Source organism: Halorubrum yunnanense (genome assembly GCF_026586675.1).
Lineage (GTDB): Archaea > Halobacteriota > Halobacteria > Halobacteriales > Haloferacaceae > Halorubrum > Halorubrum yunnanense.
This window is the reverse complement of the sequence record NZ_JAODIX010000019.1, coordinates 1-14,100: the sequence shown is the minus strand read 5'-3', so window position 1 is coordinate 14,100 and position 14,100 is coordinate 1. Positions and strand designations below refer to the sequence as shown.

Annotated in this window: 8 protein-coding genes; 4 read left to right on the top strand and 4 right to left on the bottom strand. The window is 69.3% G+C overall.

What is annotated here, in order from left to right; all coding sequences use genetic code 11:
- The first annotated feature begins 14 nt into the window (after positions 1–14).
- A complete protein-coding gene (locus tag N5096_RS03860) occupies positions 15–437 on the top strand; it encodes a DUF2237 family protein (protein ID WP_267663013.1) in 423 nt (140 codons plus the stop codon).
- 18 nt (positions 438–455) lie between these two features.
- Here N5096_RS03860 and N5096_RS03855 read toward each other — a convergent pair whose 3' ends face one another.
- From N5096_RS03855 to N5096_RS03845, 3 genes are all read right to left on the bottom strand, one after another.
- Positions 456–1,682 (bottom strand): MFS transporter, encoded by a 1,227-nt coding sequence (locus N5096_RS03855; RefSeq protein ID WP_267663012.1) that lies wholly within the window; start codon positions 1,680–1,682, stop codon positions 456–458.
- 548 nt (positions 1,683–2,230) lie between these two features.
- The gene (locus N5096_RS03850; protein WP_267663011.1) at positions 2,231–3,625 is read right to left on the bottom strand and encodes a signal recognition particle protein Srp54; all 1,395 of its coding nucleotides are present in this window, start codon (positions 3,623–3,625) and stop codon (positions 2,231–2,233) included.
- A 155-nt stretch (positions 3,626–3,780) separates the two neighbouring features.
- Positions 3,781–4,821, bottom strand: a complete 1,041-nt coding sequence (locus N5096_RS03845; protein ID WP_267663010.1) for a pantoate kinase — start codon at positions 4,819–4,821, stop codon at positions 3,781–3,783.
- A gap of 125 nt (positions 4,822–4,946) precedes the next feature.
- Here N5096_RS03845 and N5096_RS03840 point away from each other — a divergent pair, with 125 nt between their 5' ends.
- The 3 genes from N5096_RS03840 (at position 4,947) to N5096_RS03830 (ending at position 7,158) form a co-directional block, all read left to right on the top strand.
- A complete protein-coding gene (locus N5096_RS03840; protein ID WP_267663009.1) occupies positions 4,947–5,447 on the top strand; it encodes a DUF7575 domain-containing protein in 501 nt (166 codons plus the stop codon).
- A gap of 155 nt (positions 5,448–5,602) precedes the next feature.
- Positions 5,603–6,100, top strand: a complete 498-nt coding sequence (locus N5096_RS03835; protein WP_267663008.1) for a FlaD/FlaE family flagellar protein — start codon at positions 5,603–5,605, stop codon at positions 6,098–6,100.
- 2 nt (positions 6,101–6,102) lie between these two features.
- The gene (locus N5096_RS03830) at positions 6,103–7,158 is read left to right on the top strand and encodes an actin-like salactin (RefSeq protein ID WP_267663007.1); all 1,056 of its coding nucleotides are present in this window, start codon (positions 6,103–6,105) and stop codon (positions 7,156–7,158) included.
- A 62-nt stretch (positions 7,159–7,220) separates the two neighbouring features.
- On the opposite strand, the gene N5096_RS03825 is transcribed toward N5096_RS03830, so the two are convergent.
- On the bottom strand, positions 7,221–13,889 hold the full coding sequence (locus N5096_RS03825; protein ID WP_267663006.1) for a PKD domain-containing protein: 6,669 nt from the start codon (positions 13,887–13,889) through the stop codon (positions 7,221–7,223).
- Positions 13,890–14,100: the final 211 nt, after the last annotated feature.

Sequence of the window (14,100 nt, the reverse complement as noted above, 5' to 3'; positions counted from 1 at the left end):
CCTGAATCAAGCATGTGTCTATCGACGAGAGCAACGAGCGCGAGGACGACCGCAACGTGTTCGGCGGCGAGCTCGCGCCCTGCGGCGGCGAGCCCACGACCGGCTACCTCCGCGACGGGCACTGCCGCGACGTCGACGGCGACGTCGGCGAGCACACCCTCTGTGCGGTCGTGACCGCCGAGTTCCTGACGTACAGCCGCGAGCGCGGCAACGACCTGATCACGCCGCGGCCGGAGTTCGACTTCCCCGGGCTGGAGCCGGGCGACCGCTGGTGCCTCTGCGTCGGCCGGTGGGCCGAGGCGGCCGACGCCGGGGTCGCCCCGCCGGTCGTGTTGGAGGCGACCGACGAGTCCGTGCTCCGCGCGGTCGACCTCGACCGGCTCCGGGAGCACGAGTTCGACCCGGAGGCGTTCGACCCGGAGCCGCCGGAGGAGTGAGGACCGCCGGTCGCGACGCTACGTCGTCAGCCACAGTCCGCCGGCGACGAGCGCCGCCGCCCCCATCGAACCGGCGAGCAGCGCGAAGGCGGGGCGAAACCCGGCGACGTCGGCGATCGCGCCGACGACCGCGGGCGCGACCGCGCCGGCGCCCATGAGCAGCGTCCGGACGACGCCGAGCCCGCCGCCGGCCAGCCGCTCGGGGAGGGCTTCGACGAGGTATGCGCCCCGGACGGGGCGGAACCCGTGCGAGCCGAGCCCGAGTGCGACGACGAGGCCCCCGAGGACGACCGCGCCCGACCCCGCGAGCGCGACGACGCCGACGATGGCCGCGGCCGCGAGCCCGAGCGCGGCGACCATCACCGGAAACCGCCCGAGTCGGTCGGAGAGGTCGCCGGTGACGAGTTGGACGAACGTGACCGCGAACAGCGCGGAGTACAGCAGGCTCGCGGTCGTCGTGGCGAGGCCCGCCGCCTCCGAGAGGTACAGCGGGAGGAAGGCGACCGTCCCGTTGTACGCGAACGAGAAGGCGATCGTGACGAAGACGAACGCCGCGATCCGCCGGTCCTCGAACAGCACGAGGTAGTCCCGGGCGCTCGGTTCCGGGCCGTCGCGCTCCGGACCGCGGTCGGCGTCGGCCGGGAGCCGCCCCGGCACGCGAACGAGAAAGACCGGGGCGAGCGCGAGCGCGACGAGGCCGGTGAGGACGAAGAGCGCCCGCCAGTCCGCGCCTGGCAGCCGCGAGAGGAGGGCGTCGAGTGCGGGCGGCGCCGACACGAAGAGGACGACCGCCGCGGGCGCGACCACGCCGCCGAACGCCCCGAAGGTGTCGTGGACGCCGAGCGCGCGTCCGGTCCGAGCCGGGTACACCCGCGAGAGCAGCCGGATCGCGACCGTCTTGTGCGCCCCCGTCCCGGCGCCGATGACGAGCATCGCCCCCGCGAGGGCGACGAACGGCGCTTCGAACAGGACCGCGAGCGACCCGGCGCCTGCGACGGCCGCTCCCGCGGTGATCACTCGGACCGCGCCGACGCGGTCGGCGACCGCGCCGCTCGGGAACTGCATCAGCGCGTAGACGGTCATGAATCCCGAGAACGCGACGCCGACGGCGGCGTTGCTCACGCCGTAACTCGCCTGCAACGGCTCGAAGAGCGGCGGGAACGCGTATCGCACGAACTTCCCGAGAAACCAGATCAGGGCGGTCAACGCGAGCACGTCGTACTCCCTGACCCGCCCGAGGTTCATCGACCGCCAGTTGCTCGGTCGCCCGTATAAATGGTCTGAAGCGCTCGGGGGCTGCCGATAGGTGTGACTCTGTGATTCCGCGGTGGCGTCGCCGGCGCTACGCGCCGGCTGCAAGCGAGAGCTTCGCTCTCGCCCTGCGCGCCTTCGAGCGCCAATCGGGCGCGAGAAGCGCGTGCGAGGGACGCCGCGAGCGCCTTTATAAGGCGCGAGCGGCGAGGCTGGGGAGGCGTGAGGTGCGGTGCTGTGCGGAGCGGATGGGACTCAAAGGGGCAGTCGCGAGGACGAAGGCGGCCGCAGTAAGCACCGCAGCGAGCAGCGCGAGCGAGGAGCGCAGCAAGGCCCCCGAGTCGTCGCGACTGGGGCTTTGGAGGTGTTCACCGTCGATCTAACGACAACCGCTTATAAGCAAGCGGCTGGGCTTTGCGAGGTTCGCCGCGCCGCCGACAGCAACAAGCCAGGGCTGAGCGACTACAACTTCGGAGCTCGCGACTACCGAGCATCACGCGGTTACTTATAACTAAACCGGAGATTCGCCGTCAGTCAGTTAGTTAGAACGGTCCCTTCCCGCCGCCCATCATGTCGCCGAGGCCGCCGCCGCCCTCGCCGCCCATCTTCTTCATCATGCGCTGCATGTCGCCCTCGCCCATGCCCTGGAACTGGCTGATCGTCTGCTCCATCATCGAGTGCTGCTCTAAGAGCTGTCGGACCGTCTCCTCGTCGGTCCCCGAGCCGCGGGCGATGCGCTCGGTGCGCGACTGGCCGACGACGCGGGGGTTCGTCAGCTCCTCCTCGGTCATCGAGTCCATGATGCGCTCGAACCGGCGCATCCGGTCTTGGGTCACGTCCATCGCGTCGTCCGGGAGCTGGTCCATCATCCCGCCGCCCATCCCGGGGATCATGTCCATCACCTGGTCGAGGGGGCCCATCCGGTTCATCGCGTCCATCTGCTTTTTCATGTCCTTCAGGGTGAACTCCCCTTTCAGCATGTCCTCGGGGTCCCAGTCCTCGTCCTCGTCTTGCGCCTCCTCCATGGCGCGCTCAACGCGCTCGGAGAGCTGTTTTAAGTCGCCCATGCCGAGCAGCCGGGAGATGAACCCGGAGGGCTCAAACCGCTCGATGTCTTGGACCGTCTCGCCGGTCCCGAGGAAGGCGATGGAGGAGTCGGTTTCGTTGACCGCCGTCAGCGCGCCACCGCCCTTGGCGGTCCCGTCGAGCTTGGTGATCATCACGCCCTCGATCCCGATCGACGACTCAAACTGGCGGGCCTGATCCTTGGCGCCCTGCCCGATCGCGGCGTCGAGCACGAGGAGGGAGCGGTCGGGGTCGACCGCCGACTCGATCTCCTCGATCTCCGCGATGAGGTCGTCTTCGAGCGCGTGGCGCCCCGCCGTGTCGACGATGTGCACGTCGGCGTCCTCGGTCGCCGCAAGCCCCTCGCGGGCGATCTCGACCGGGTCGTCGCTGTCGGGGTCGCCGTAGAACTCGACCTCCGCGCGCTCGCACATCTGCTTGGCTTGGTCGTACGCGCCCGGCCGGAAGGTGTCCGTCTGGATGACGGCGGGGCGGAGCCCCTTCTTCGAGAACCACCACGCCATCTTCGCGGCGGAGGTCGTCTTCCCCGACCCCTGGAGGCCGGCGAGGAGGATCGTCTGGTTTTCGAGGGGGAGCTCCGTCGAGTCCCCGACCAGCTCGACCATCTCCTCGTAGACGATCTTGAGGACGTGGTCCTTCGCGGTCGTGCCGCCCGGCGGCTCCTCCTCAAGGGCCCGGGACTTGATCGAGTCCGACAGCTCCATCACGAGGGAGACGTCGACGTCGGCGGAGAGGAGCGAGCGCTGGATCTCCTTGACGATCTCCTCGACGTCGCTCTCGGAGAGTCGGGACTTCCCCTGGAGCTTGTCGAGGCTGCTCCGGAGAGACGTACCGAGGTCGTCGAGTACCATTTGCCGGAGATAGGCGGGCGACGCGGTAAAGCTTTGTTCGTCGGCGTCGGCGAGAGGCTATTGAGTGCGGCCCGGAGATACCTGCAGCGACGGGAAGGACGTCGGGGAGACCCCCCCGTCGAAGCTGACCGAACCACCGCAGTCGACGGCGGTCGTCACGAGTCGGTACCCGTGCACTCGTCGTCGGACCCTCCGTCGATCGCGGACAATTCGACGGTCTCGCGCGGGTATTCGCCGCGAAGTCGACGCATCCGCTCCGGCATCGTGTCGTCGCCGACGAGCCGCGCGCCCGCGGCGTCGATCCGGCAGGCCTCGGGCTCGTAGCCCGCGTCGGAGAGGCCGGTGCCGAGCGCGAAGACGGTGCGGCCGAGCATCGCCATGGCGGCTCCGTGGTCGTCGGGCTCCCGACCCGAAGCGCTGTCCGCGCCGTCGCGCTCCTCGCCGACCGCCGCGATCGTCTCGGCGACCTCGGGGACGAGGAGGTCCGCCTCGCGGGCGAACTCTCGGGCCGCGTCCATCAGCGTCGGGAGTCGGGGATCCGCGCGGAGCCGGTCCAGCGCGTCCTCGCCCGCGGCCGAGAGGGTATCCGTGTCGCCCCCGAGGACCGCCTCCGTCGAGAGCTCGCCGAAAGTGACGTACTCCACGCGGGCGCCCGCGGGGATGCCGTCGAGTTCCCCGACGCCGGGCGCGCCCGGCTCCACCCGAATCGGGACCCCGCCGCGCGCCTGCGCGACCACGTCGCCGAGGCCGGTCTCGCGACCCACCTCCGCCTCGTGGGCGATCCGGACCAGCTCGTTCTCGGACCGCCCGCCGTCGAGGGCGTCGTTGGCCGCGAGCGCCGCACCGAGCGCCGCGGCGCCGGAGACCCCGAAGCCGGCGCCGATCGGGAGGTCTGTCTCGACCGCGACGTGGGCGCCCCCGCGGCCGAGTTCCGCGAGCACGTCCTCGACCGCGCCGATCGTCCCGGGCTCGCCGTCGATCGTGCGGGAACCGGCGGGGCCGTCAGCGGGGGAGGCGTCGGCCGCGAGGCCGTCGCTCCCGTCTCCCTCCGACGCCGACACCCGGACCGTCACCCCGTCGGTGAGGGCGATGCCGGCCCCGCGCGACCCGGCGGCCGCGGGGCGGTCGGCGGGGTGCGCGCTGAAGAAGGCGGTGACGTGCCCGGGGACGAACGCGGTCGCCCGCTGCCTGCTCATAGTCGACCGGACGACTGCGCGTCGATTAACGGTTGTTATCCGAGACGGACGGAGCGCCGATGTCCCCGACGAGGCGACCGCCGACACCGTAGGCCGTAAATACCCCCCACTCGAATCCGGGTCGTATGCGAGACCAGTTGCGTCCCGTCCTCGCCGCCGTCTTGGCCCTGGCCTTCCCGGGGCTCGGACACCTCGTCTTGCGCCGCTGGGGACGGGCGCTGCTGTGGCACCTCACGATCGTCGGGGGCGGGGTGGCGCTGCTCGCGCTCTACGACGTCGACCCTGGCGGGTCGACCGCGTCGCCGCTGGAGACCGCCGCCGCGCTGCCGACCGAGATCGCTATTCCGATCGCCCTCCTGACCGTGTTGTCGTCGATCGACGCCTTCGTCCTGGGCCGGGCGGACGTCGCCGAGCGGAAGCGCGTCGACGCGACCGCCGAGACGATCCGGCGCCGCGCCGCGAGCGCGGACGACGAGGGCGGCGCCGGCTCGCCGGTCGGCGAGATCACCGGCGAGGGCGACGAGTCGGCCCGGGTCGAGTGCCCGAGCTGCGGGAAGGAGACCGACGCCGAGCTCGACTTCTGTCACTGGTGTACGGAGCCGCTCCCGTGGGCCGGCGCGGAGTGACCGCCCGGAGGCGGCGACGCGGAGTGACCGCCCGGAGGCGGCGACGCGGGGCCGAGTCGAAGGCGGAATAGTTTCTCATCGGTGATAACTGCGGAGGAACTATCATATACGTCGGTGGCGACCGTGAGGGCACGGACGCGAACGACGGACGGAACATGAGTCTGAATCCACGGAGATACGACGTACGAGAGCTGCGCCGGATCGCGGGAGCACCGCGGGACGACGCCGACGAGGCGCCTCGGGAGCGGTCGCTTCGTCAGCCGAACCGGAACCGAGCGGAGCAGGCCGCCCGCTCGGCCGCGTTCACCGAGCTGCTCCAGCGTCAGCGAGGGCTACGGCTGTCCGGCGGCGGGTCGAACTCCGCCGACGCCGAGGACCGCCCGTACCTGCGGGCGGTCCCGGCCTCGCCGGACGCGGAACGCGAGGTCGGCGAGTGGCTCGGCTACCTCGTCGACGTCGGCGGCCACGTGCGGAGCCGCGACGCGCTGTCGTACTACGCCGAACTCGGCTGGGTCGCCCCCGACGCGGTCGACGCGCTGACGCGTCGGCTCGAGGGGTTCGACGCCCCGCGGGGCGACCGGCCCTTCACTCCCGCGGACCACCGGATCAGTCTCGTCTCCATCGTCCGGATCGCTTCGTGTGCGAGTGATTAACAATGAGCGACGACGACGAATCCACGGATATCAACGGTACAGACGGCCCGGAAGCGGTCGGCGTGAAACTCGGCAGCACCCGGACGGTGCTCGACCTCCCCGACGGCCGGGGCGGCCGCGAGCGCCACTCGACGCTGACGTGTCTGGCGACCTACGAGGACGCCATCACGGGCGACGAGAAGGCGCTGTTCGGCCACGAGGCCGCGATCGAGTACCCCGACACGGTGCGATTCATGCTTCGGTCGGGGCTGCCGGAGGACGACGAGAGCGTCGCCGACGCCGAGCGCTTCTTCGAGGCGCTCGTCGACGCCCACGACGTCCCCGAGGACAGCGCGGTCGTCTACGCGGTCCCCACCATCGACAACGAGGCCGGCGTGGAGAACCTCCGGTCGGTGATCGAGGGGTCCTCCATCGGGGAGGTCGAGACGCGGAGCTACCCCGAGTCGCTGTGCGGGGCGATCCCCGCCTACGGCGACGACCTGGCCGCGATCGACGAGGTGTTCGTCTCGATCAACATGGGGTCGACGACGCTGGAGGCGTGCGCCTACCGGCGCGGCGAGCAGCTCTCGCCGTTCTCGACTGGTTCGGTGACTGGCAACGAGGTCGACCGTCGGATCGTCGCCGCCGTCGAGGAGGAGAGCCAGGGCCGGGTCCACATCGACCGGACGACCGCCCGGGAGTATAAGGAAGAGCACGCGGATGTGTACGATTTCGAGCCGTTCACGGACGTGATCCAGCAGCCCGGCGGCGGGAGCCACGAGTTCACCGTCGACCGCGGCGTGCGGGAGCCGGTGGACCGCTACATCGACGAGGCCGTCGACGTCGTCGCCAACGAGTTCCTCCCGGAGCTCGCGAACGACCACATGAAGCCGTACCAGCTCGCCCTGGGCCGCCCGGTCGCGGCGACCGGCGGCATGGCCTGCATCCCCGGGCTCACCGAGGAGTTCGAGGAGCGGCTCTCGGCCGAGCTCGACCGCGACGTCGAGGTCGTCTCCCCCGACGACCCCGCGACCGCCGCCGCGGAGGGCGCCGGTCGGATCGCCGAGCGGCTGATCTGAACCAAGGGCCCAACGCGACCCGCGGAACGGTTTCGATAACTGCTAACCGGTAAGCCGCGGCATCACGTCTCGTCCTCAGCGGTCGTTCCGTCGTCGGCCGTGGAGGCGTCCGCAGAAACGGCGTAAACGCCCGCGCCGGTGCCGGCGTAGATCGTCTCGTCCTCGTAGACCGATCTGTAGAAGATGTCTCCGGTCGTGATGCTCCACTCAACGGAATCCGTGCCGGCGTCGACGACGGTACTTCGACCGCTGGAAGAGTCTTCGATCAGAACCGTCTCTTTGCCCACGCGGAGATTCGGATCTTCCACTGCGAGGCTCTGGTTCCACTCGATCGATCCGTCACTCCGGTCGTAGGCGGTAACGCCGTCCGTAGCGGCGACGTACACAGTCTCGCCGGAGAGTTCGAGATGACTCTCGTCGCGGCCGTCGGAACGCCACAGCCGCTCGCCGTCAGACGAGAACGCGGCGGTCCACCCGCCGGAGAGCGCGTCCCCGCTGGCGTAGATCGTCCCGTTCGCGCCCCGTACTGAATCCAGCGACGGGGAGCTCGCCCCGGCGTCCGGGAGCTGACGGGACCACGTCAGGTTGCCGGTCTGCGTCTCGTATGCGGTGAGGTCCTCGGCTTGGGAAATCACGACTGTACCGTCCGAGACGCCGGCGATGTCGGGGACTCCATCCGGCGTCACTTTCCAACGCACGTCACCGTTGTCGGCATCACGGACGACGACCTCATTGGCGAATCCATCTTCGGTGTCCGGTTGGCTCCACGTGACGAGCGTTCCGTCACCGATCTTCGACCCGATTATCCACGAGCTGTCCGCGTCTTCCCACCGAACGTTGCCGGTCGTCGCGTCGAGTACGGTCACCGACCGGCCGCTCGTCACGTACACGGTGCCGTCGGCGATCCGCGCGTCGCCGTACCCGCCGCTAGTCCACGACCACTCGACATCGCCGGAGTCGCGGTCGATCCGGGCCGCGCCCCCGCCGACCGCGTACACCGCTTCGTCGCGGACGATCGCCCCGCCCGCGGCGAAGGGAACCGTAGCACTCCAGCGGGTCGAGCCGTTCGAGCGCGCGAGCGAGCGAACGGTCGACCCCTCGCTCTCCTCCCCAGACGCCTGTTCTTCGCCCTCGGTAACGTACACCGATCCGGCGGTCGCGTCCGCCACCGCACCAGCGTCGTCACGCCGCCAGTCGAAGGTCACGGCCTCGTCGACAGAGTCGATCTCGACCGTCTCCTCGTCGACGTCGGCCGAGGCGTTCGACGCGTCGGCCCGAACCGCGATCTCGTACCCGCCGGGTTCCGAAACGAACCGGTCCTGGGTCCGTCCGTCGGCCTCGAACTGTCCGTCGCCGTCGAGGTCCCACTCGTAGGTGATCTCATCGTAGTCGACCCCCTCGGCCTCGGCGTACGCGCTCGCGCTCAGCACGCGACCGCCGAACAGCTCGTCGACGTACACCCGCGCGTCGAGCCCCTCGTCGACCTCGATCGTCTCGTTCGCGACGGCGGTGGCGCCGTCGTCGTCGCTGACGGCTGCCGTCACGGTCCAGTTGCCGCTCTCGTTGAACCGCAGGTCCGCGGTCCCCCGGGGCGTCACGGTACGGTTGTCCCCGGTCGGCGGGGTGACGGTGATCGTCGCGTTGCCGATCGTTCCGTCGTCGTCGGATGGATCGACCGCGTACTCGACAAGCTCGCCGGTCTCCACCGGCGTCGCCTCGGGCGAGACGCGCGTGAGCCACAGATCCGGCGGGCGGTTCTCAACTGTGACGTTCGCCGTCGCGGTCGCGGTCGCGCCGTCGTCGTCGGTGACGGTGAGCGAGACCGGGTAGGTTCCGTCGTCGTCGAACGACCGGTTCGCCGCGACGCCCTCGGCGTCGGTCGCGCCGTCGATCGCCCAGTCGTACGCGACGATCTCGCCGTCCGGGTCCTCGCTCGGCGAGGCGTTTAGCGTCGCCGGCTCGTCGGTGAGGACCAGATCGGAGACGTTCACGACCGGTTCAGGCGGCGCGTTCACGTCGACGGTGAGCGTCGTGCGGTTCGTCGCGTCGTCGTCGTCCGTGACCCGCAGCGTGACCGTCTGCTCGCCCGACTCGTCGAAGGACGCGGCCGTCTGAACGCCGGTCAGCTCGTAGGTGCCGTCGTCGTCGACGTCCCACTCGGCGGCGTCCACGTCGCCGTCGGGATCGGCGCTGTCGCCCGCGTCGAGCGCCACCGGCTCGCCGATCAGCGGGTTGGTGTCGTTGGCCGACGCCGCGGCGGTCGGCGGGCGGTTCTCGACCGTCACGTTTCGCGTGACTGACCGGGCCGTCCCGTCGTCGTCCGTGACGGTGAGTTCGACCGGATACGTCCCGTCGTCGGCGAAGTTGGCGGCAGCGGTCGAACCGGACGCCTCGGTGTTCCCGTCGCCGTCGACGTCCCATTCGTACGTCTCGATCGTGCCGTCGGGGTCGTCGCTGTCGCCGGCGTCGAGATCGATCGCCTCGTCGGTCAGCACCGGGTCGCTCGCGGTCAGCGCCGGTTCGGGCGGCGCGTTCACGTCGAACCAGAGCGTCGTCTCGTTGCTCGCCCCGTCGTCGTCGACGACGGTCAGCGTCGCGGTCCGCTCTCCGTACTCGTCGTAAGTCGCCGTCGGCGCCGACATGTTGGACTCGTTCGCCCCGTCGCCGTCGAGGTCCCAGCGCGTTTCGACGACTTCCCCGTCGGGATCGGCGCTGTCGCTCGCGTCGAACGCCACCGGCTCGCCGACGACGGGCGTGTCGATCGTCACCGCGCCGATCGCGGTCGGGAGACGGTTCTCGACCGTCACGTTCGCCGTCGCGGTGTCCGTGGCTCCCTGGTCGTCAGTGACGGTGAGTGAGACCGCGTACGTACCGTCGTCGCCGAACGACCGGTTCGCCTCGACGCCAGCGGCGTCGTCGGCTCCCTCGATCGTCCACTCGTACTCGACGACCTCTCCGTCGGGATCCTCACTGTCAGCGGCCGAGAGCGTGGTCCGCTCGTCCGTCAAGACCGGACTGTCGGCGGCGATCGCGGCCGTCGGCGGCGCGTTCACGCTGACCGTCGTCTCTGCCGTCGCGGACGCGCCGAAGGCGTCTGTCAGGCGAAGGGTGACGTTCCGGTCGCCGGCCTCGTCATATGTCGTCGTCACGTTTGCGGCCGCAGTCGTTCGCTCGTACTCGCCGTCGTCGTCGACGTCCCACTCGTACTCGACGATCTCGTCGCTCGCCGTCCAGTCGTTGGGAGCGGAGACGGTAACGTCGCTTCCGACGGTCGCGTTCGTCGGGGCGGCGTCGATCGGCGGAGCGTCCGGGCGCCGGTCGATGGCGCGGAGGCTCGCGAGCACGACCGTACCGTTTCCTCTAACTTCGACTTCGATCCGGGCGTCGTCGGTCAGGTTCCCGGGGAGGTCCGCGGTCACCGTCTGGTTGCTATCCTCGGAGAAGGTGACCGACGAGATCGGGTATCGGTCGCCGTCGCGTGTGGTGACGTACATATCCAACAGCAGCTCGCCGTCGATCTGGTCGACGAGCGCGTTGTACGCGACGATCCCCTCGGCGGCGCCCGATCCGATCTCCGACGCGTTCGGAACCTCGTACGAGCGGTTCACGCCGTCGGAGAACGATTCTCCATCGTCGTCGATGATCGGCGTCGATCGATCGGCCGGAAGACTGGCGAACGAAACCGGGTCGGTCCAGCCACCGACGTTGCCGGCAGTGTCGATCCCGCGGGCGCGGAGCTCGAAGGAACCGGCCGCGTCGAGTTCGACCGCGGTCGCCTCCGTCGAGCCGAGCGCCCGCCAGTCGGTCCAATTCTCCTCGTCGGCCCGACGGTACTCCAGCTGGACCGAAGACACGGGTTCGTCGGCGCTCGGGTCGACGACCACCCCAGTCACATCGTCTGTCACCGTGACATTGACCGCCGGCGGGTCGACGTCACGACGCACCGTGACCGACCGAGACGCGACGTTTCCGGCCTCGTCGCGTACTTGCACGGCCACGTCCGTCCCTTCCGTCGCTACGGCGACATCGGTGTCAAAGAATCCGCCGTCGGTGGCGGACCACCCAGACCATTCCTCGTTGTCGACGCGTACGCGGTACTCCAAGTCGCCGTCGGCGGTCACGTGGTCCTCGGCGGACCACTCGAGTTCAACGGTCTCGTCCGCGACTACCCGGCGTTCGACCACTTCGCCGCCGACGATCGTCGGGCGCTTCGAGGGGATCGATTCGCCCTCGATCTCGGGCGGGGTCACGTCCGGCGGGTCGTAGGTGAGCGTCTCACTCGCCCAGGCGCCGGTCTCGTCCGCGAGATTCGTCGCCCGCGCTCGGACCTCGACCTCTCCCTCGACCGGCGCGGTCTGTCGGCCGAATCCGTCCAGCTCGTCGTCCTCCACGGTGCGCCAGTCGGTCCAGTTCGCGTCGCCGACGGGACGGTACTCCAGCTCGACCGAGTCTATCCGCTGTTCGGAGAGTACCTTCACGTACACGTCTCCGGACGCGGGATCGTCCGCGAGCGGCGCGGCGACCCGCGTGGTCGGCGGCCCATCGGTCACCACCACGTCCGCGTTCCGCACGGTCGTGCGGTTGGCGCCGTCGCGCACCTGGAGCTGTACCCGAGTCAGCCCGTCGCCGTAGGTGAGGTTCGGCGACACACGACCGTCCTCGGGGGCGGTTTCCCACGCAGTCCACCCGTTCCCGCTCTCGCCGCCGGAGAATCCGCCTCCCTCGTCGACGCGGAATCGGTACTCGATGTCTGCGGTGTCGGTCTTGGCGTCCCACAGGTCCCAGACGAGATCCGTGTCAGTGTCGTTCGTCGGGTACACCGCGTCGCCGTCTGCGAGCGTCACCGGATCGGGACCCGAGACGAGGTCGGCCTCCGGTCGCTGGACGTCGGGACCGGCCCGCTCGGCGACCGCCACGTCGACAGGCCCCTCGTGGCCGCTCGCGGTAAGCTTCAGCGGCCCGAGGCTCCCGCCGGCCCGCACGACGAGGTACGTGGTGTCCGTCGGGTCCTCGATCGTGGCAGCGAGTTCGTTGGTCCCGTTATCCGGGAGCTCGCGTCCTCGGGCGATCCGTGGGTTGTTGGGGCGCTCGGAGACGACGGCGGTCTCGAGCGCGGTGGCGTTCGCACCCGTCACGTCGATGTTGAGGTCGCCGGCGTCGGACCCACCGGGGGACGTATCAATCTTGAACACCGCGTAGTCGTCCGCGTGGTCCATCGTGTCGTACATCTTCGCGCTCCCGAAGGAGGTCCAGCCGTGGGTCGGCATGGACGTCTCACGCGGCAACGACTCGTCTTTCGCGTTATACCGTTCTTCGGTGGTCTCCTCGTAGTCGAGTTTTATGAGCAGCCGAAGCGACTCCACGTCGGAGCGGATCTGCTGGTAGGCCTGCGGATCCTCGATGCCGGCCGCGTTCCCGACGACGTCGCCGTGGACGTCGTTCAGGTAGGTCGGCAAGAGGAGGTACGTCTCTCTGAGGAGCGCTTCGCGCTCTTCGAGCAGCTGGTCTTGTTTGGCCTCGTTTTCGGTCCTGTTTGCCTCCTTGTACGCGGCCGAGTTCTCTTCGAGCTCAGCGAGGTTCGCCCGGAGTTTGTCGTACGACTCGGTGCCGGGATCAACGTGGATCGCGACCGCCTGCTTCTGAATTCCGGGGCCGAGCGATCCGGCAAATTTGTCGGATTTTAGAGCGACGTCGATCGCTGTCAGTGCGGTCCCGATCCCGCTGAATCCGACGGCCGACTGGAGCGCGTCGTCCGCGTACGAGACTGCCGTATCGATCGCCGCGTCCTTCGTCGCCTGCTTGAGGTCGATGCGGAGTTCCTTGCGGATAACCGCGGCCGCGTCGTCGGCGTCAGCGCGAGCATCGGTCTTCCAGTACGAGGCGTTGAACGCTCGATCACGATACGTGCCGTACGCGTTCGTCGGGAAGTCGGTTTGGGGATCGGTCGTGAGGCTCGCGTCGACCGCTTGGAGCGTTCCGTTCGTCTGAACGTAGAACCCGCGGGCGGCCTGGACGACGGCGAAGAGCGAGAGCTCCTCTGTCTGGCCCTCGTACACGTATCCCTCCGAGCTGTTCTCGACGTACGAGACGCGGGTCGACGCTGTCTCCCAACCGTCGTTCGCCTCGTCGTACCGGAGCAGCGAGACGGTCCGGTCCTCGGTGCCGGCCTCATGCGGCAGGACGAATCGGAACGAGGCCTCGTCGATCGCCTCGTCTGGGGTCCCAGGATGAGAGACATCGATGTACGTGCGAACGGAGGCGTTCGGCGGCCGCTCACGATCGCCGGGAGCCGCGTCGTCGGCTGAATCGGCGTCGATGACCGAGACGCTGGTGTTCACCCCGTCGACGTCCTCAGCGTACGAGATACTCGTTGACTCGACGGTGATGTCGTCCTGTTCCGCATTGCTGACTTCGTCGAGATCGAGCGACACCGACTCGCCGGCGCTCGCCGAGCCGGTCGCCCGAGCGACGTCGTCCTCAGTTCCAGCGTCAACGTCGTCACCGGGGTCACCGTTTGGCCCCCCGTCGCCGCTGGAACCGCCACCCGGCGACCCGTCAACTTCGTCGGTCGCGTTCGCTACGATAGTTATCTCCTCGAGCGACTCCAGCGCGCTTTCGTTCGACGAGTCGATCCGAACCGAGACGTTCGCCTCCTCGCCGACATCGAGCTCAACACCGGCAGGGTTGTCGCCGTCAAGTCGACGCTCGCTGCCACCCTGTTGGGCGTACAACGACAACCCGTCGACGGTACCCTCAACGGTCAGAGTCGACGGATTGGTACCCCGGTTCGTGACCACAAACACGTCGGCGGCGTACGTCGTTGCGTCGGGGTTCAGCCCCGCTGCAGGCGTTCCTGTCCCGTCGAAGTTCAGTTGCCTTGTTTTGCCGCCTAGTGACGACGGTCTGGGACGCTCTTACTGTAATATTCCGCCAGATTAACCC

What these genes read in the sequence shown, in the direction of transcription:
- N5096_RS03855 (WP_267663012.1), bottom strand. Translation starts at nt 1,682, where the DNA reads ATGAACCTCGGGCGGGTCAGGGAGTACGACGTGCTCGCGTTGACCGCC.
- N5096_RS03850 (WP_267663011.1), bottom strand. Translation starts at nt 3,625, where the DNA reads ATGGTACTCGACGACCTCGGTACGTCTCTCCGGAGCAGCCTCGACAAG.
- N5096_RS03845 (WP_267663010.1), bottom strand. Translation starts at nt 4,821, where the DNA reads ATGAGCAGGCAGCGGGCGACCGCGTTCGTCCCCGGGCACGTCACCGCC.
- N5096_RS03840 (WP_267663009.1), top strand. Translation starts at nt 4,947, where the DNA reads ATGCGAGACCAGTTGCGTCCCGTCCTCGCCGCCGTCTTGGCCCTGGCC.
- N5096_RS03835 (WP_267663008.1), top strand. Translation starts at nt 5,603, where the DNA reads ATGAGTCTGAATCCACGGAGATACGACGTACGAGAGCTGCGCCGGATC.
- N5096_RS03830 (WP_267663007.1), top strand. Translation starts at nt 6,103, where the DNA reads ATGAGCGACGACGACGAATCCACGGATATCAACGGTACAGACGGCCCG.